Raw genomic sequence first — 16651 nt, forward strand, 5'->3', positions numbered from 1 at the left:
GGCGACAGCCCGATAGAATAGGGGATGCCGGATTCCCGGCGTCCCCTCTTCTTTCTAGGATGACCCTCATGGCGCGCGCCCTCCGTACCGATCTCCGCAACGTCGCGATCGTCGCGCATGTCGACCACGGCAAGACCACTCTCGTCGACGCGATGCTTCGCCAGACCGGCTCGTTCGGCGAGCACGCGCATGTCGAAGAGCGCGCCATGGACTCGAACGACCTCGAGCGCGAGAAGGGGATCACGATCCTCGCCAAGAACACGGCGATCACGTACAACGGCGCGCACACCGATGTGCCGGTGACGATCAACGTGATCGACACGCCCGGCCACGCCGACTTCGGCGGCGAGGTCGAGCGAGGCCTCTCGATGGTCGACGGCGTGGTGCTGCTGGTCGACGCGAGCGAGGGCCCCCTGCCGCAGACGCGCTTCGTGCTGCGCAAGGCGCTGGAGGCGAAGCTGCCGGTCATCCTCCTCGTGAACAAGACCGACCGTCCTGACGCGCGCATCGCCGAGGTCGAGGAAGAGGCGCACGACCTGCTGCTCGGTCTGGCATCCGACCTGCACGACGACGTTCCCGACCTCGACGTCGACGCCCTGCTCGATGTGCCGGTCGTCTACGCGTCCGGCCGCGCCGGCGCGGCATCGCGCAACCGTCCCGGCAACGGAGAACTGCCCGACAACGACGACCTCGAGCCGCTGTTCGAAGCGATCCTCGAGCACGTTCCGGCTCCGGCCTACGACGACGACGCGCCGTTGCAGGCGTGGGTCACCAATCTCGACTCCAGCCCGTTCCTCGGCCGGCTCGCGCTGCTGCGCGTCTTCAACGGCACCCTGAAGAAGGGCCAGACCGTCGCGTGGGTGCGCCACGACGGCACGCACTCCAACGCCCGCGTCACCGAGCTGCTGAAGACCCGCGCCCTCGAGCGCTACCCGGCCGAGTCCGCCGGCCCCGGCGACATCGTCGCGATCGCGGGCATCGAAGAGATCACGATCGGCGAGACGATCGCCGACCCCGAAGACGTGCGCCCGCTCCCGGCGATCCACGTCGACGACCCGGCCATCTCCATGACGATCGGCACCAACACGTCGCCGCTGGTCGGCAAGGTGAAGGGCCACAAGCTCACCGCTCGCATGGTCAAGGACCGCCTCGACCGCGAGCTGGTCGGCAACGTGTCGCTGAAGGTCGTCGACATCGGCCGCCCCGACGCGTGGGAGGTGCAGGGCCGCGGCGAGCTGGCCCTCGCGATCCTCGTCGAGAACATGCGCCGCGAGGGCTTCGAGCTGACCGTCGGCAAGCCCCAGGTCGTGACCAAGAAGGGCGAGGACGGCAAGGTCAAAGAGCCCTACGAGCACCTGACGATCGATGCTCCCGAGGAGTACCTGGGCGCGATCACGCAGCTCATGGCGGCGCGCAAGGGCCGCATGGAGACCATGACCAACCACGGCACCGGCTGGGTGCGCATGGAATTCGTCGTGCCGTCGCGCGGGCTCATCGGGTTTCGCACCGAGTTCCTCTCGACCACCCGCGGCACGGGCATCGCCAACGCGATCTCGCACGGCTACGACGACTGGGCCGGACACATCGTCGCGCGTCAGAACGGCTCGATCGTGGCCGACCGCGCCGGGGTCGTCACGCCGTTCGCGATGATCGCGCTCCAGGAGCGCATGTCGTTCTTCGTGCAGCCGACCGAAGAGGTCTACGAGGGCATGGTCGTGGGCGAGAACTCGCGCGCCGACGACATGGACGTGAACATCACCAAGGAGAAGAAGCTCACCAACATGCGCTCCTCCACGGCCGACACGTTCGAGTCGATGACCCCTCCGCGCCTGCTGTCGCTCGAAGAGAGCCTCGAGTTCGCGCGCGACGACGAATGCGTCGAGGTCACGCCCGAGAAGGTGCGCATCCGCAAGGTCGTGCTCGACGCGACCGAGCGCGGCCGCGCCGCCTCGCGCCTCAAGCGCCAGGACGCGAACGCCTGACCCGCGGGACGGCCGGTCCGCCCGCAGCCGGGTGGACCGACGGGCGAAGCGCGCCGAATCGGTAGCATCGAGCGGGTGACTCCTGCTCCCGACTTCGACGACGCGGATGCCTCCACCGAGGCCCGTCGCGCGTGGCGGCAGGGGCTCGGCGTGGCGCTCGCCACGAGCGCGTACGGCGTCTCGTTCGGTGCGCTGGCGGTGGCATCCGGTCTCGACATCTGGCAGACCTGCGTGCTGAGCCTGTTGATGTTCACGGGCGGCTCGCAGTTCGCGTTCGCCGGCGTTATCGGGGCCGGGGGAGTGGCCGCCGCTCCGGCGGCGATCGCATCGGCGTCTTTGCTGGGCGTGCGCAACGTCGCCTACGGCATGCGCATGTCGCCCGTGATCGGCCCCGGGTTCTGGCGGCGTGCGGCGGCGGCGCAGTACACGATCGACGAGTCGACCGCGGTGTCGCTCGCGCAGCGGTCCGCGCACGCGCGGCTGGTCGGCTTCTGGGTGACGGGGCTGGGCATCTACGTCGGCTGGAATGTCTCAACGCTCGCCGGCGCGCTCCTGGGCGACGTGCTGGGCGATCCGCGCGCGTACGGGCTCGACGCGGCCGCCGCTGCGGCGTTCCTCGCGTTGCTGTGGCCGCGCCTGCACCGGCTGCAGCCGATCGCGGTGGGAATCGCGGCCGCGGTCGTGGCGACGATCCTGACCCCGGTGCTCATGCCGGGCCCGCCTGTGCTCGTGGCCGCGGTGGTCGCGGTGCTCGTGGGGTGGTTCAACTGGCTGGGCGCTGACGAGGCGCCGCCCGACGAACCGGCCGGCGTCGCCGAGCGGGAGGGACTGCCATGACCCTGTGGACGGCCACGCTCGTGGCATCCATCATCTGCGTTGCGCTGAAGACCCTCGGCTATCTCGTGCCGCCGCGCGTGCTCGAGGCGCCGCGGCCCGCGCGCATCTCGGACCTGCTGACCGTCGCGCTGCTTGCCGCGCTCGTGGCTGTGCAGACCCTGGGGGCGGGCCAGCAGGTCGTCGTCGATGCGCGCATCCCCGCGGTGCTGGTCGCGGCCGGACTGCTGCTGCTGCGGGCGCCGTTCCTGGTGGTGGTGGCCGCCGCGGCGGTCGTGGCGGCGCTGCTGCGTCTGTGGGGCTGGGCGGCGTGAGCGCTTGCCGTCGGCGATCTAGACTCGTCGGGTGGCAGTCTCGTGGTCTCGGATCGGCACCTGGGTCGTCGCGTTCATCGTGGGCGCGGTCTACGGCGTCGCCGGCACGGTCGCGCACGCGTTCACGCTCGGGTGGTTCCCGCTGGGATTGGTGCTCGCGCTGATCGGGACGGCCGCGCTGCTGCTGGCTGTGCGGCTGCTCACGCGGGACCGCTGGGCGACCCTCGCGATCGGGCTGGGCCTCATGCTCGCGACGCTGGTGTTCTCGGGCGCGGGTCCGGGCGGCTCGGTCATCGTGCCGCAGTCGATCCTCGGCGTCGTGTGGACGATCGCGGTCCCGCTGCTGGTCGCGGTGGCCGTCGCGTGGCCCGATCGGCTGCCGCGCATGGTGCCGCCGACGGGTGCGGGGCAGGGCGGGCGGGGCTTGCCGCGCGAGGGGCGGGAGGCGGATGCCGCCTCCGGCGACGCGGGCGGGGCCGAGGCATCCTCACCGCACGGCTCGGCTTAGACTGGATCCGTGACTTATGTGATCGCCCTCCCGTGCGTGGACGTCAAGGACCGCGCGTGCATCGACGAGTGTCCGGTCGACTGCATCTACGAGGGCGAACGCAGCCTCTACATCCATCCCGACGAGTGCGTCGACTGTGGTGCGTGCGAGCCGGTGTGCCCGGTCGAGGCGATCTACTACGAAGACGACCTGCCCGACGAATGGCAGGACTACTACAAGGCTAATGTCGAGTTCTTCGACGACGTCGGCTCGCCCGGCGGCGCCGCCAAGGTGGGCGTGATCCACAAGGATCACCCGATCATCGAGGCGCTTCCCCCGCAGGCGCACTGATGGGGGTCGCCGACCTCGCGGACTACCCGTGGGACTCGGTCGCGCCCTACGCCGAGCGCGCCCGCGCACACCCGGACGGCATCGTCGACCTCTCGATCGGCTCGCCGGTCGACCCGACGCCGGCTGTCGTGGCCGAGGCCATCGCGCGCGCGACCGACGCCCACGCCTACCCGCAGACGGTCGGCACCCCGGCCCTGCGCGAGGCGATCGCCGAGTGGTATGCGCGCCGTCGCGGCGTTTCGGGCCTCGGCCCCGAGAACGTGCTGCCGACGATCGGATCGAAAGAGCTCGTCGCGCTGCTGCCGCTGCTGCTGGGCCTGGGGCCGGGCGATGTCGTGGTGCATCCGCGGGCGGCCTACCCGACTTATGAGGTCGGCGCGAAGCTGGTCGGCGCGACCCCGGTCGCGGCGGACGATCCCGACCAGTGGCCCGAGGGCACGCGGCTGGTGTGGGTGAACTCGCCCGGCAATCCGGACGGGCGGGTGTGGGATGCCGCCTCCCTTCGCGCCGCGGTCGTACGCGCACGCGCGCTGGGGGCGGTGCTGGCCAGCGACGAGTGCTACGCCGAACTGGGGTGGGATGCCCCGTGGGATGCCGAGCCGGTGCCGTCGGTGCTCGACCCGCGCGTGGTGGGCTCGGATCTGACGGGCGCGCTGTCGGTCTACTCCCTCAGCAAGCAGTCGAACCTCGCGGGCTACCGCGCGGCGTTCCTCGCGGGCGACCCCGGCCTCGTGGCACGGCTGCTCACGGCGCGCAAGCACCTGGGCCTGATGCTGCCGGCCCCGGTGCAGGCGGCGATGGTCGCCGCGCTCGGCGACGAAGCGCACGTGGCGGCGCAGAAGGAGCTCTACCGTCGACGCCGCGAGGTGCTCAAGCCCGCCGTCGAGGCGGCCGGCTTCCGGGTCGACCGCAGCGAGGCAGGTCTCTACCTGTGGGCCACCGAGGGCCGGGATGCGTGGGAGAGCCTCGATCGACTCGCCGATCTCGGAATCCTCGCTGGACCCGGGCATTTCTACGGCGCTCATTATCTGCAGCACGTGCGGCTCTCGCTCACGGCGTCCGACGAGCGCATCGACGCCGCCGCGGCTCGTCTGCGCCACTGCTGAACCGGTTCACCCGAAACCACCCGCCGATCGCGGCAGATGGCGGCTGTGTCGGCACTATGTCCGGGGGGCCGTTAGGCTGTAAGTGCACGGTGATGCGCAATCCGCGTCGCCGTTCCGGTTTGCGGACTGGCCGCCTCGGCGCGACCGCACCGGCCGACCCCGGTACGTTGACAACGCGAGGAGGCACCGTGAGCGATGCGGGCACCCAGCACGAGAAGGCCACTCTGACGATCGGAGATCGCACGGCCGAGTTCCCGGTGCTGAGGGGTACCGACGGGCTCGCGAGCGTCGACATCTCGACGTTCACCCGCCAGACCGGCCTGACGACGCTCGACTACGGATTCGTCAACACCTCGGCGACGAAGTCCGCCATCACGTACATCGACGGCGACCAGGGCATCCTGCGCTATCGCGGCTACCCGATCGAGCAACTCGCGAAGAACAGCACCTACCTCGAGGTGGCGTGGCTGCTCATCTACGGCGAGCTGCCGACCGCCGACGAGCTCGCGGCGTTCGACGAGCGCATCCGACGCCACACGCTGCTGCACGAAGACCTCAAGCGCTTCTTCTCGGCCCTGCCGCACACCGCGCACCCCATGTCGGTGCTGTCGTCGGCCGTCTCGGCGCTGTCGACCTACTACGAGAACCAGTCCGACCCGGCCAACCCCGAGCACGTCGAGCTCAACACCGTCCGCATGCTCGCGAAGCTGCCGGTGATCGCCGCCTACGCGCACAAGAAGAGCATCGGGCAGGCGTTCCTCTACCCCGACAACTCGCTGGGCTTCGTCGACAACTTCCTGAAGCTGAACTTCGGCGTGCTGAGCGAGATCTACGAGGTCAACCCCGTCATGTCGCGTGCGCTCGAGCGCCTGCTGATCCTCCACGAGGACCACGAGCAGAACGCGTCGACCTCGACGGTGCGCCTGGTGGGCTCGACGGGGGCCAACCAGTTCTCATCGATCTCGGCGGGCATCAACGCTCTGTACGGCCCGCTGCACGGCGGCGCGAACGAGGCCGTCCTGAACATGCTCGCCCAGATCCGCGAGTCCGGCGAGTCGGTGCAGCGTTTCGTCGAGCGCGTCAAGAACAAAGAAGACGGCGTCAAGCTCATGGGCTTCGGGCACCGCGTCTACAAGAACTACGACCCGCGCGCGAAGCTCGTCAAGGAGTCCGCCGACGAGGTGCTGCGCGAGCTGGGCGTACACGATCCGCTCCTCGACCTTGCGAAAGAGCTCGAAGAGATCGCCCTCAACGACGACTACTTCAAGGAGCGGCGGCTCTACCCCAACGTCGACTTCTACACCGGTGTCATCTACAAGGCGATGGGCTTCCCGACGCGCATGTTCACCGTGCTGTTCGCGATCGGCCGCCTGCCCGGCTGGCTCGCGCAGTGGCGCGAGGCCGTGGGCGACCCGCAGACCAAGATCGGACGCCCGCAGCAGCTGTATATCGGCGCCCCCGAGCGCGACTACCCCGGCCTGGCCTGACGGCGAGCACACGAAAGGGGGCCAGGAGCGGCATCCGCTCTTGGCCCCCTTTCTGTTCAGTCCATCAGCGTCGCGGCGTAGTCCGGCACATAGTTCTCGAGGTTTCGCGGCGGCCTCTCGTAGCCGCCCGAGGGCGGCCGCGGGGGGATCACGATCGGCGCCCGCTCGACGAGCTCGTAGGGGATGCGCGAGAGCAGGTGGTGGATCATGTTGATGCGGCTGCGGCGCTTGTCGATCGACGGGACCTCGAACCACGGCGCCTCGGGGATGTCGGTGTGCACGAACATGGTGTCCTTCGCGCGAGAGTAGTCCTCCCACTTCGTGATCGACAGGACGTCGTTGGCCGACAGCTTCCATCGGCGCATCGGGTCTTCGGCGCGGGACCGGAAGCGGTTCTCCTGCTCCTCGGGCGACACGCTGAACCAGTACTTCAGCAGGATCACTCCGTCTTCGACCAGCATGCGCTCGAAGATCGGAGCCTGGTGCAGGAACCGGTGGTATTCGGTGTTCGTGCAGTACCCCATGACGTGCTCGACGCCGGCGCGGTTGTACCAGGACCGGTCCATCAGCACGATCTCGCCCGCGGCGGGCATGTGCGGCACATAGCGCTGGAAGTACCATTGCGTGCGTTCGCGCTCGGTCGGCGCGGGCAGCGCGACGATCCGCGCCACGCGGGGATTGAGGTACTCCGAGACGCGCTTGATCGTGGAACCCTTGCCCGCCGCGTCGCGCCCCTCGAAGATCACCACGACGCGGGCGCCGGAGGCCTGCACCCACGCCTGCATGTCGACCAGGCGTGACTGCAGGGTGCGCAGTTCGGACTCGTAGACGCTCTTGCTCATGCGCTTCGACATGCTGGGAGCCTAGCCCGCCTCGGATGCCGTCTCAGGCGTGCAGCGCCTCGTTGAGCGCCACGCCCACGCCTGAGCGCCGAACCGCCTCGACCGCGCCGGTGATCGAGTTGCGCCGCAACAGCAGCCCGTCGACGCCTGACAGCTCGGACCCCTTCGCGATGGGCCGCGTGCCGTCCGCCTTCGGCGGCTCGTCCGCCAGGACGATCTTCGACCCCGCGGTGACGTAGAGCCCCGCCTCGACGACGCAGTCGTCGCCGAGCGAGATGCCCACTCCCGCGTTGGCGCCCAGGAGGGTGCGCGCCCCGATCGAGACCTTGTGCGTGCCGCCGCCCGACAGCGTGCCCATGATGGATGCGCCGCCCCCGATGTCGCTGCCGTCGCCGACGACGACGCCCTGCGAGATGCGCCCCTCGACCATGGACGCGCCGAGGGTGCCGGCGTTGAAATTCACGAAGCCTTCGTGCATCACGGTGGTGCCGGGGGAGAGGTAGGCCCCGAGGCGCACACGCGAGGCATCCGCGATCCGCACACCCGGGGGCGTGACGTAGTCGAGCAGGCGCGGGAACTTGTCGAGGCCCTGCAGCTGCACGCCGTCGCGCTGCAGGAACGGCCGCAGGCGCGTCGCGTCGTCGGGATGCATCGGCCCCGCAGTCGTCCACGCGACGTTCGGCAGGTGGGCGAACACCCCGTCGAGGTTGACCTCGTTGGGACGCGCGAGCCGGTGCGAGAGCGCGTGCAGACGCAGGTACGCGTCCGAGGTCGACGCCGGCGCCGCGTCGAGATCGACCTCGAGGGTCACCACGTCGACGGTGACTGCGCGCCGGGGGTCGGCCACGGCGTGGCGCTCGAGGTCTTCCGGGGGCATCGTGGGGTCGTAGCCGAGCGGGATGCGCCCCGCCTTCGGCTCGGGGAACCACGTATCGAGCACGGTTCCGTTCTCGGAGGTCGTGGCAAGGCCCACACCCCACACCCAGCGCGCGTCAGTCATGCCCTCCACGGTAGCGCGGTTCGTCTCGACCCCCGCGCTCGCGGCGGCCGAGGGCGGGCGACGAAGGCGCGGTCGATAGACTCGGGGGATGCCGCCGCTCGACCTCTCCGCGTCATCCGTCGATCTGACCCGAACCATCTGCGACCTCCCGAGCGTCTCGGGCGACGAGCTCGCCCTCGCCGACGCGATCGACCAGGCCGTGCGGGCGCTGCCGCATCTCGAGGTGTACCGCGACGGCGACACCATCGTCGCGCGGACCGACCTGGGGCGTGCGCAGCGGGTGGTCATCGCGGGGCACATCGACACGGTGCCGATCAACGCGAACCTTCCCACGCGCGACATCGAGATCGACGGCGAGGCGTACCTGTGGGGTCGCGGCACCGTCGACATGAAGGCCGGCGTCGCGGTGCAGCTCAAGCTCGCGGCCGAGCTCTCCGACCCTCGCGTCGACCTCACGTGGATGTGGTACGACCACGAGGAGGTGGATGCCGATCTCAACGGCCTGACCCGGCTCGCGCGCACGCGGCCCGACCTGTTCGCCGGCGACTTCGCGATCCTCGGCGAGCCGAGCAACGGCCAGGTCGAGGGCGGATGCAACGGCAACCTGCGGGCGATCGTGCGCACCCACGGCGTGCGCGCGCACAGCGCCCGCGCGTGGATGGGCGACAACGCGATCCACGCGGCGGCCCCGATCCTCGCGCGGCTGGCGGGGTACGAGCCGCAGGAGATCGTCGTGGACGGCCTCGCCTACCGCGAAGGGCTGAACGCGGTGCGCATCGGCGGCGGCATCGCCGGCAACGTCATTCCCGACCTGTGCGAGGTCGAGGTGAACTATCGCTTCGCCCCGAGCCGTTCGATCGACGAGGCGATCGCGCATGTGACCGAGGTGCTCGCGGGCTTCGAGGTCGAGGTCATCGATCGCGCCGCCGGCGCCCGCCCCGGGCTGGACGCCCCGCTCGCGCAGGAGTTCGTCGCGGCGGTCGGTGCCCAGCCGCGGCCCAAGTACGGCTGGACCGACGTGGCGCGCTTCTCGGCGCTGGGGGTTCCCGCGGTCAACTACGGGCCGGGCGACCCGAGCCTGGCGCACCACGACCAGGAGCGCGTGCCGCTCGCCCAGATAGCAGACGTCGAGCGCGGCCTGCGGGCGTGGCTGAGCTGACCGAGCCGCCGGAGCCGCAGAAGCCGCCGACCCGGCCGGGGCTGGTGCGGGCATGGGGGCGCCTGCCGGTCGCGGTGCGGGTGCTCGCGATCTATGTCATTGCACGGGCCGTGACGACGGTCTTGTTCTTGATGACCAGTGCGATGTCGGGATTCTCGTCACGGTTCGGTGTGGCGCCGAGTCTCGTCACGCTCGTCACCGGCTGGGACGGCCAGTGGTACTGGTTCGCCGCCCTGAACGGGTACCCGTCGGTGCTCCCGCTCACGGGAGCCGGTCAGGTGGCCGAGAACCCGTGGGCCTTCATGCCGATCTACGCATATCTCTCGAACGCCTTCGGGGTGCTGCTGGGCGGCTGGCCGGAAGGTGCGATCCTCGTATCGCTCGCGGCGGGCTACGGCGCCTGCCTCGTGCTGTACCGGATGCTCCGCCTGCGCGGTGACGACGCGATGGCGACGTGGGCGGTGGTGTTCTTCGCGTTCGGGCCGCTCGCGGGCCTGTTCCAGGTCGCGTACGCCGAGACGCTCTTCCTGCTGTTGCTGTTCCTCGCGCTGTGGGCGGTGATGCTGCGCCGCTACGCGTGGCTGTACCTGCTCATCCCGCTGATGGGCTTCACTCGTCCTGGCGTTCTGGCCTTCTCGCTCTTCCTCGCCCTCCACGGGGTCGTGCGCTGGGTGACGCGGCGGCGCGAGGCGCTTTCGACGGCGCAGGTCGTCCACATCGTGGCGACGGGGCTGCTGGCGGCGGTCGTCGGCTTCGCGTGGCAGGTGATCGCCGCGGTCGTCACCGGGGACTCGTCCGCGTACCTCTCGACCGAACTCGCCTGGCGGCGCAACTGGATCCCCGGGTGGGACGGAGCCTTCCTCCCGTTCGACGGGTTCGTGATCGGCGCGCAGTACTGGTTCGCGCAGTGGGGGCTGCCGGCCTGGCTCGCGGTCGCGGCGCTCGTGGCGGCTGTGATCGGCGCCGCCGCGCTGCTGCTGTTCGAGCCGCACGTGCGGCGGCTGGGCGCCGACATCCGGCTGTGGGCCGCCGCCTACCTCGTGTACCTGCTGGCGGTGTTCTTTCCGCAGTCGAGCCTCTTTCGGCTGCTCGTCCCGCTCTCGCCGCTGTGGGGTGCCGCGGCCATGCCGCGGTCGGCCTGGTGGCGCGCCGGAGTGGTCCTGGCGTGCCTCGTCGGGCAGTGGTGGTGGATCTACAACATGTACGGGCTCGGCAACACGATCTGGAGCGTTCCGTGAGTCGGCGGATCCCCAGTGCCCGGGCCGCGATTTTCGGGGCGTCGCGGCACGGGATAAACTTGGGAGGCAGACCTATCGACGAAAGGGAGCCACCATGGCAGCGATGAAGCCGAGAACCGGAGACGGGCCAATGGAGGCCGTGAAGGAAGGGCGCCTCATCATCGTCCGCGTTCCGCTCGAAGGCGGCGGACGCCTCGTCGTATCGGTGAACGACGCCGAAGCGAAGGAACTCTACGACGTGCTCGGCGGTGTGGTCAACGCCGCGTGACACGCTGACGCAGAAGCGGAACGGCCGGTCCTCAGACCGGCCGTTCCGCTTCTGCGTCAGTCCGCCTCAACCGTGGTGAGCTGAAGCAGCCCCTCGCCGACGATCGACAGCGCGCCGATGACGGCGGGCGAGGCCTGGGTCTCTTGGATGAGCGAGCGGTACGCCGACGTGATCGGGTCGCGCCGGACAGGATCGGCCACGGCGCCCCCCGCCAGCACGCGCGGGACGAGCACCGTGCCGCCGGCGCGCACGAGGCGCAGGCCGTGCTCGACGTACTCGATGACCCCTTCGGGGTCGGCGTCGACGAGGACGATGTCATACGACGCCTCGTTCATGCGCGGAAGCACCTCGGACGCGCGCCCCGTGATGAAGCGGGCGCGCGCGGGCGGGATCTTCGCGTCGGCGAACGCCTGACGCGCGGCGCCCAGGTGCTCGGGCTCGTTGTCGATCGTGGTGAGGGTGGCCCGCGGCGAACCGTACAGCAGCCACAGGCTCGACACGCCCGCGCCCGTGCCGATCTCGACGATGTTGAGGGCCCGTGAGGCGGCGGCGATGACCGCGCACTGCGCGCCCACGGCGGGGCTGACCGGTGCCGCGCCGAGTTCCATCGCGTGCGCGCGGGCGCGGGCGATGTGCTCGGGTTCGAAGGTCGCTTCATCGGCGAACCGGTTGTTCGCGTGCAGGTCGGGCATGGTTCTCCTTCCGCGCCAGCCTACTGCGACCGTGCGGTGCGGGAAGGCGCCGCGCTCGCGGGTAATCTGAGTGCATGTTCTTCGGCCTGACGATCGAGAAGCTTCTGCTGATCGGTGTCATCGCCGCGTTCGTGATCGGCCCCGAGCGGCTGCCTCGCTACGCGGAGGCTCTCGCCAACCTGACCAAGCGCGTGCGCGGCTACCTCACCGACGCGAAGTCGCGCGTCAAGGACGAGATGGGTGAGGACTTCGACGACATCGACTGGCGCACGCTCGACCCGCGCCGGTACGACCCGCGCCGCATCATCCGTGAGGCGCTGCTCGAGGACGCGCCGGTCGCGACGGTGAAGACGGCGGCTGCCGCAGCGGCGATCACCGCGCCGCTCGCGCCCCCGGACCCCCCGGCGCGGTTCTCGCCGGGCGAGGTGCCGCCGTTCGACTCCGAAGCCACCTGACCCGCTCACGCGGGGCGCAGCGGCAGCGAGCGGCCCGAGAGCCCGCGGGGGCCCGCCAGACGCTCCGCGAGCGCCAGCACGGCGACGGCTGCGGGGTCGTCCGGATGGGCGATCACGACGGGCGTGCCGGCGTCGCCGTCGGCGCGCAGCGAGGCACTGAGGGGGATCGACGCGAGCAGCGCCACGTCCTCGCCGTCGCGGGACAGCGCCGCCGCGACATCCGCACCGCCGCCCGACCCGAACAGGTCGAGCGTCGAGCCGTCCGGCAGCACGAGGGCCGCCATGTTCTCGATGACGCCGATCACCCTTTGCCCGGTCTGACGGGCCACCAGGCCGCTGCGCACGGCGACGTCGGACGCCGCCGCCTGCGGCGTGGTCACGACGACGACCTCGGCGTGGGGCAGCAGCTGCCCGACCGAGATGGCGACATCGCCCGTGCCGGGCGGCATGTCCAGCAGCAGCACGTCGAGGTCGCCGAAATGCACGTCGGTGAGGAACTGCTGCACCGTGCGATGGAGCATCGGACCGCGCCACGCGACGGCGCCCAGCGGGCCGTTGGCGTCGCCGCGGCGCAGGAACATGCCGATCGAGATCGTCTTCACCCCGTACGCGACCGGCGGCAGCATGAGGTCGTCGATGCGCGTCGGCTGCGGCGGCAGCCCGTCGGCGTCCACGAGGCCGAGCAGCCCGGGGATCGAGAAGCCGTGCACGTCGGCGTCCACGAGCCCGACGGCCAGGCCCCGCTCGGCGAGCGCGACAGCCAGGTTCGCCGTGACGGTCGACTTGCCGACGCCGCCCTTGCCGCTGGTGACCGCGATCACGCGGGTGAGCGAGTCGGGGCCGAACGGCATCGTGCGCGGCGCGCGGCCACCGCGCAGCCGCTCGGTGAGCCAGGCGCGCTCGGCGGGGGTCATCACCCCCACCGTCACCTCGACCTCCTCTACGCCGACGACCGATGCCGCGGCCTCACGCACGTCGCGTTCGATGCGCGTCGCGGCGGGGCATCCGACGATCGTCAGCGCGATGCCCACGTGCGCGACCGCCCCGCGCACCGCGATCTCGCGGAGCATGCCGAGCTCAGAAAGCGGGCGCCGAAGCTCGGGGTCGGTGACGGCGCCGACCGCGGCCCGCACGCGCTGGGTCCGGGAGGCGTCGGTCATTTCGCCGCGCGGTCGGGCTCGGCGACCTCGGTGCGTGGCTGCAGCTGATCCAGCAGGGCCTTCAGCTCGGCGCGCAGCGCATCGCGCGTGAGCACCTCGCTCGACACGTCGGTGAGCGCCATCCGCAGGGCCACGACCTCGCGCGCCAGGTACTCGGTGTCGGCGAGGTTGCGCTCGGCGCGCTGGCGATCCTGCTCGATCTGCACGCGGTCACGGTCGTCCTGCCGGTTCTGCGCCAGCAGGATCAGGGGCGCCGCGTACGAGGCCTGCAGCGACAGGATCAGTGTCAGCAGCGTGTAGTTGTACTCGCGCGGGTCGAACTGCAGCTCGCGCGGGGCCAGCGTGTTCCAGGTCAGCCACACGACGACGAAGACCGTCATGCCGATGAGGAATCCCGAGGTGCCCATGCCGCGCGCGAAGGCCTCTGAGAACCGGCCGAAGCGATCGCGCGAGGGCTGCGGTGTGCGCGCGCCGAGCATGCCCGAGCGCCCGCGCGGGGCATCCAGCGCCATCCGGCGGTTGGTGCGTGCCATCAGCGCCTCCTCGGGATGCTCGCGGTCGTGGGTCGGGATTCGGATGCCTCGACCGGATGATCGGCGTCATGCGATCGCCAGTCGTCGGGCAGCAGATAGTCCAGCACGTCGTCGATGCTGACCGCGCCGACGAGGCGATGGCCCTGGTCGACGACGGGGACCGAGACGAGGTTGTAGCTCGCCAGCAGGCGCGCGACCTCGGCGGCGCTGGCGCCAGCGGCCACCGGCTCGAGCGTGTCGTCGATGATCGTGCCGAGCCGCTCGTGCGGCGGGTAGCGCAGCATCCGCTGGAAATGCACGGTGCCCAGCAGCCGCCCGGTCGGAGTCTCGTACGGCGGAAGCGTGACGAACACCGCGGCGGCCAGCGCAGGGTGCAGCTCGTGGCGGCGGATGAGCGCGAGCGCCTCGGCGACGGTCGAGTCCGCCGACAGCACGATGGGCTCGCTCGTCATGAGTCCGCCCGCGGTGTCGGGGCCGTACTTCAGCAGCGCACGGACGTCCTCGGCCTCTTCGGGCTCCATGAGCTCGAGCAGCTCTTCGAGACGGTCCTCAGAGAGCTGGCCCAGCACGTCGGCGGCGTCATCGGGCTCCATCGCATCGAGGATGTCGGCGGCGCGCTCGTCGCCCAGCGCCTCGAGGATGTGCACCTGCTCCTCTTCGGGCATCTCTTCGAGCGCGTCGGCGAGACGGTCGTCGGGGAGTTCCTCGGCGACCTCGATCAGGCGATCCTCGGGAAGGTCGAGCAGGGTGTTGGCCAGGTCTGCCGGCTTGAGGTCGGAGTAGGTCGCGACGAGCTGCTCGGCCGACTGCGCCTCGCCCGGTGCGCTCGTGCGCACGTCCGCCCACGCGGCGAAGGTCGTCGGACCCTTGGCGAACGGCGACGCGCTCGTCTTCGGACGGCGCAGGAACAGCTGCCCGATGTCCCAGTCGCCGATGCGGCTGCGCTCGATGGCGACGTCCTCGATGACGGCGTCGCCCGAGCCGTCGTTGAGGAAGACGCGCCGCCCCAACAGCTCCGCCATCACGCGCACCTCGCCGCCGCGCGGCTGGAACCGCCGCACGTTGATCAGACCCGTCGCGATGACCTGGCCGGGCGCGATCGAGCTGACGCGGCCGATCGACATGAACACATGGCGGCGCCCCGGGATCTCGACCACGAGGCCGACCACCCGCGGCGGATCGTCTTTTCGATAGATGACGACGACATCACGGACGCGGCCCAGGCGGTCACCCGCGGGGTCGAAGACCGAGCAACCAGCAAGGCGCGCGACGAATACCCTTTGCGTGCTCACCCGTCCAGCGTAGTCCGGGCCGCGTGGGAGGATGAGGGGCATGAGCATGATGGGCGGCCGCTTTCCGCAAGGACCCGACGACACAGGCCACACCGTCGCGGAGTTCACCACCTACGAGGCCGCGCAGAAGGCGGTGTCGACCCTGATCGCCGCCGACATCCCCGCGCGCGACATCTCCGTCGTCGGGAACGGGCTGCGTTCGGTCGAACGCGTCACCGGTCGCCTCGGGTACGCCACGGCGGCACGCTCCGGCGCCGTCAATGGACTCCTGCTCGGTCTGCTGTTCGCCGCGATCTTCGTGCTCGGCTCGCCCACGGTGCAGATCCAGGCTTTCGTCGGGGTGCTGTTCGTGGGCATCGCGATCGGCATGCTGCTGAGCCTCGTCACCTTCTCGATCGTCCGCCGCCGCCGTGACTACGCGTCGGTCACGCAGGTCGTGGCCGAGAACTACGCGGTGCACGTGCTCTCGAACAGCATCCACCGGGCCCGCCAGGTGCTCGGCACCGTGCCGGCGACGCCCGCGTCGGCTCCTGCCGCGACGGAGGCCGCACCGCAACGGCCCGGGCCGCCGCAGTACGGCGAACGGGTCGCGCCCGATTCGTCCGAGCCGCCCAAGTACGGCCAGCGCGTCGCCCCGGCCGTGCCCGACGCCGAGAGCACGGATGCCGCGGACGAGGAAGGCGCGCCCCCCGACCCCGACGCGCCGACCGAGCCGGACGATCGCGACCACCCGCGCGCGTGATCGGCCGGACGCGGTGACAGAGCCCGGTGCAGAGCGGATTCCCGTGGCGCTGCCCAAGGGGATCGCCCCGGTCTCGGCCGACCTCGAGCTTCCGGACACCGCACCTTGGGCTGCTGTGGCCATCGCGCACGGCGCGGGCGCCGGGCACCGGCATCCGTTCCTCGTCGGCTTCGCGCGCGCCCTGCGCGAGCAGGGCCTCGCGACGCTGCGGTTCGCGTTCCCGTACGTCGAGGCGGGGCGCCGGATGCCCGGGCCCGCCGCCCACGCGATCGCGACGTGGTCCGCGGCGATGACCCACCTGGCGTCCGCCGTGCCGGGCATGCCGGCGATCGCGTCCGGCAAGTCGTACGGCGGGCGCATGGCGTCGATGGCCGCGGCCGAGGGGGCGATCTCGCCGGCGGCGCTGGTGTACCTCGGGTATCCGCTGCATCCGCCCGGGCGGCCCGACAAGGAGCGCTCGGCGCACCTTGCCGCCGTGGCCGCGCGGCAGCTGTTCGTGGAAGGAACGAACGACCCCTTCATCCAGCCCCGCGAGCGCCTGGACGAGGTCGTCGCCGCGTGCCAGGACGCACGCGTCGCGTGGATCGAGGGCGGCGGCCACTCGTTCGAGGTGAAGGGGCGCAAGCGACCGGCCGACGAGATCGGGGCGGGACTCGCGCCGCTGGTGGCGCAGTTCCTCGCCGTGCCGCGCTAGCTCCGAAGGCGGCGC

The 16651-nt window shown here is 70.9% G+C and carries 19 protein-coding genes; 13 read left to right on the top strand and 6 right to left on the bottom strand.

The genetic code is table 11. The features are described from left to right. Positions 1 to 68: 68 nt before the first annotated feature. The 7 genes from typA to AB1K54_RS04130 all read left to right on the top strand — a co-directional run bounded on the left by typA (position 69) and on the right by AB1K54_RS04130 (position 6561). Entirely contained in the window at positions 69 to 1982 is a 1914-nt protein-coding gene (typA, locus tag AB1K54_RS04100; protein ID WP_371201429.1) for a translational GTPase TypA, read from the top strand. 75 nt (positions 1983 to 2057) lie between these two features. Next, a complete protein-coding gene (locus AB1K54_RS04105; protein ID WP_371201430.1) occupies positions 2058 to 2819 on the top strand; it encodes an AzlC family ABC transporter permease in 762 nt (253 codons plus the stop codon). Then, on the top strand, positions 2816 to 3130 hold the full coding sequence (locus AB1K54_RS04110) for an AzlD domain-containing protein (RefSeq protein ID WP_371201431.1): 315 nt from the start codon (positions 2816 to 2818) through the stop codon (positions 3128 to 3130). Before AB1K54_RS04105 ends, AB1K54_RS04110 begins: the two co-directional genes overlap by 4 nt. A gap of 31 nt (positions 3131 to 3161) precedes the next feature. Continuing rightward, positions 3162 to 3638 carry a DUF6113 family protein gene (locus AB1K54_RS04115; protein WP_371201432.1) on the top strand — a complete coding sequence of 159 codons (477 nt, stop codon included), beginning with the start codon at positions 3162 to 3164 and terminating at the stop codon, positions 3636 to 3638. 9 nt (positions 3639 to 3647) lie between these two features. Beyond that, positions 3648 to 3968, top strand: a complete 321-nt coding sequence (fdxA, locus tag AB1K54_RS04120) for a ferredoxin (protein ID WP_371201433.1) — start codon at positions 3648 to 3650, stop codon at positions 3966 to 3968. After that, complete coding sequence (gene dapC, locus AB1K54_RS04125; RefSeq protein WP_371201434.1) at positions 3968 to 5074, top strand: succinyldiaminopimelate transaminase; 1107 nt, start codon at positions 3968 to 3970, stop codon at positions 5072 to 5074. Before fdxA ends, dapC begins: the two co-directional genes overlap by 1 nt. A gap of 188 nt (positions 5075 to 5262) precedes the next feature. Continuing rightward, a complete protein-coding gene (locus AB1K54_RS04130; protein ID WP_371201435.1) occupies positions 5263 to 6561 on the top strand; it encodes a citrate synthase in 1299 nt (432 codons plus the stop codon). Positions 6562 to 6617: 56 nt separating this feature from the next. On the opposite strand, the gene ppk2 is transcribed toward AB1K54_RS04130, so the two are convergent. Beyond that, positions 6618 to 7403 (bottom strand): polyphosphate kinase 2, encoded by a 786-nt coding sequence (gene ppk2 / locus AB1K54_RS04135; protein WP_371201481.1) that lies wholly within the window; start codon positions 7401 to 7403, stop codon positions 6618 to 6620. A gap of 43 nt (positions 7404 to 7446) precedes the next feature. Further along, positions 7447 to 8403 (bottom strand): 2,3,4,5-tetrahydropyridine-2,6-dicarboxylate N-succinyltransferase, encoded by a 957-nt coding sequence (gene dapD, locus AB1K54_RS04140; RefSeq protein WP_371201436.1) that lies wholly within the window; start codon positions 8401 to 8403, stop codon positions 7447 to 7449. 88 nt (positions 8404 to 8491) lie between these two features. Here dapD and dapE point away from each other — a divergent pair, with 88 nt between their 5' ends. From dapE to AB1K54_RS04155, 3 genes are all read left to right on the top strand, one after another. Continuing rightward, positions 8492 to 9562: a succinyl-diaminopimelate desuccinylase gene (dapE, locus tag AB1K54_RS04145; RefSeq protein WP_371201437.1), complete on the top strand. Its 1071-nt coding sequence runs from the start codon at positions 8492 to 8494 to the stop codon at positions 9560 to 9562. Next, positions 9550 to 10800, top strand: a complete 1251-nt coding sequence (locus AB1K54_RS04150) for a hypothetical protein (RefSeq protein ID WP_371201439.1) — start codon at positions 9550 to 9552, stop codon at positions 10798 to 10800. The genes dapE and AB1K54_RS04150 overlap by 13 nt, the downstream gene beginning before the upstream one ends. A 94-nt stretch (positions 10801 to 10894) precedes the next feature. Then, a complete protein-coding gene (locus AB1K54_RS04155) occupies positions 10895 to 11068 on the top strand; it encodes a DUF3117 domain-containing protein (RefSeq protein WP_019179788.1) in 174 nt (57 codons plus the stop codon). A 56-nt stretch (positions 11069 to 11124) separates the two neighbouring features. On the opposite strand, the gene AB1K54_RS04160 is transcribed toward AB1K54_RS04155, so the two are convergent. Next, positions 11125 to 11760 carry an O-methyltransferase gene (locus AB1K54_RS04160; protein WP_371201440.1) on the bottom strand — a complete coding sequence of 212 codons (636 nt, stop codon included), beginning with the start codon at positions 11758 to 11760 and terminating at the stop codon, positions 11125 to 11127. A gap of 74 nt (positions 11761 to 11834) precedes the next feature. Here AB1K54_RS04160 and AB1K54_RS04165 point away from each other — a divergent pair, with 74 nt between their 5' ends. Further along, positions 11835 to 12215 (top strand): twin-arginine translocase TatA/TatE family subunit, encoded by a 381-nt coding sequence (locus AB1K54_RS04165; protein WP_371201441.1) that lies wholly within the window; start codon positions 11835 to 11837, stop codon positions 12213 to 12215. Positions 12216 to 12220: 5 nt separating this feature from the next. On the opposite strand, the gene AB1K54_RS04170 is transcribed toward AB1K54_RS04165, so the two are convergent. From AB1K54_RS04170 to AB1K54_RS04180, 3 genes are read right to left on the bottom strand one after another with little or no spacing between them, the layout of a single operon-like run. Beyond that, the gene (locus AB1K54_RS04170) at positions 12221 to 13375 is read right to left on the bottom strand and encodes an Mrp/NBP35 family ATP-binding protein (protein WP_371201442.1); all 1155 of its coding nucleotides are present in this window, start codon (positions 13373 to 13375) and stop codon (positions 12221 to 12223) included. Then, a complete protein-coding gene (locus tag AB1K54_RS04175) occupies positions 13372 to 13908 on the bottom strand; it encodes a DUF1003 domain-containing protein (RefSeq protein ID WP_371201443.1) in 537 nt (178 codons plus the stop codon). The genes AB1K54_RS04170 and AB1K54_RS04175 overlap by 4 nt, the downstream gene beginning before the upstream one ends. Continuing rightward, positions 13908 to 15200, bottom strand: coding sequence for a magnesium transporter MgtE N-terminal domain-containing protein (locus AB1K54_RS04180; protein ID WP_371201444.1), 1293 nt, complete (start codon positions 15198 to 15200; stop codon positions 13908 to 13910). Before AB1K54_RS04180 ends, AB1K54_RS04175 begins: the two co-directional genes overlap by 1 nt. A 40-nt stretch (positions 15201 to 15240) precedes the next feature. Between AB1K54_RS04180 and AB1K54_RS04185 the strand changes: the two genes are divergently transcribed. Together AB1K54_RS04185 and AB1K54_RS04190 are read left to right on the top strand one after the other, a co-directional pair. Continuing rightward, entirely contained in the window at positions 15241 to 15942 is a 702-nt protein-coding gene (locus AB1K54_RS04185; RefSeq protein ID WP_371201445.1) for a general stress protein, read from the top strand. A 37-nt stretch (positions 15943 to 15979) separates the two neighbouring features. Beyond that, on the top strand, positions 15980 to 16636 hold the full coding sequence (locus AB1K54_RS04190; protein ID WP_371201482.1) for an alpha/beta family hydrolase: 657 nt from the start codon (positions 15980 to 15982) through the stop codon (positions 16634 to 16636). Positions 16637 to 16651 lie beyond the last annotated feature (15 nt).

The organism is Microbacterium sp. BWT-B31, from assembly GCF_041379855.1.
Lineage (GTDB): Bacteria > Actinomycetota > Actinomycetes > Actinomycetales > Microbacteriaceae > Microbacterium.

Excerpts from the sequence above, each read along its gene's own strand:
- typA (WP_371201429.1), top strand. The coding sequence starts at position 69 with ATGGCGCGCGCCCTCCGTACCGATCTCCGCAACGTCGCGATCGTCGCG.
- AB1K54_RS04110 (WP_371201431.1), top strand. The coding sequence starts at position 2,816 with ATGACCCTGTGGACGGCCACGCTCGTGGCATCCATCATCTGCGTTGCG.
- dapC (WP_371201434.1), top strand. The coding sequence starts at position 3,968 with ATGGGGGTCGCCGACCTCGCGGACTACCCGTGGGACTCGGTCGCGCCC.
- ppk2 (WP_371201481.1), bottom strand. The coding sequence starts at position 7,403 with ATGAGCAAGAGCGTCTACGAGTCCGAACTGCGCACCCTGCAGTCACGC.
- dapD (WP_371201436.1), bottom strand. The coding sequence starts at position 8,403 with ATGACTGACGCGCGCTGGGTGTGGGGTGTGGGCCTTGCCACGACCTCC.
- dapE (WP_371201437.1), top strand. The coding sequence starts at position 8,492 with ATGCCGCCGCTCGACCTCTCCGCGTCATCCGTCGATCTGACCCGAACC.
- AB1K54_RS04155 (WP_019179788.1), top strand. The coding sequence starts at position 10,895 with ATGGCAGCGATGAAGCCGAGAACCGGAGACGGGCCAATGGAGGCCGTG.
- AB1K54_RS04160 (WP_371201440.1), bottom strand. The coding sequence starts at position 11,760 with ATGCCCGACCTGCACGCGAACAACCGGTTCGCCGATGAAGCGACCTTC.
- AB1K54_RS04165 (WP_371201441.1), top strand. The coding sequence starts at position 11,835 with ATGTTCTTCGGCCTGACGATCGAGAAGCTTCTGCTGATCGGTGTCATC.
- AB1K54_RS04170 (WP_371201442.1), bottom strand. The coding sequence starts at position 13,375 with ATGACCGACGCCTCCCGGACCCAGCGCGTGCGGGCCGCGGTCGGCGCC.
- AB1K54_RS04175 (WP_371201443.1), bottom strand. The coding sequence starts at position 13,908 with ATGGCACGCACCAACCGCCGGATGGCGCTGGATGCCCCGCGCGGGCGC.
- AB1K54_RS04185 (WP_371201445.1), top strand. The coding sequence starts at position 15,241 with ATGAGCATGATGGGCGGCCGCTTTCCGCAAGGACCCGACGACACAGGC.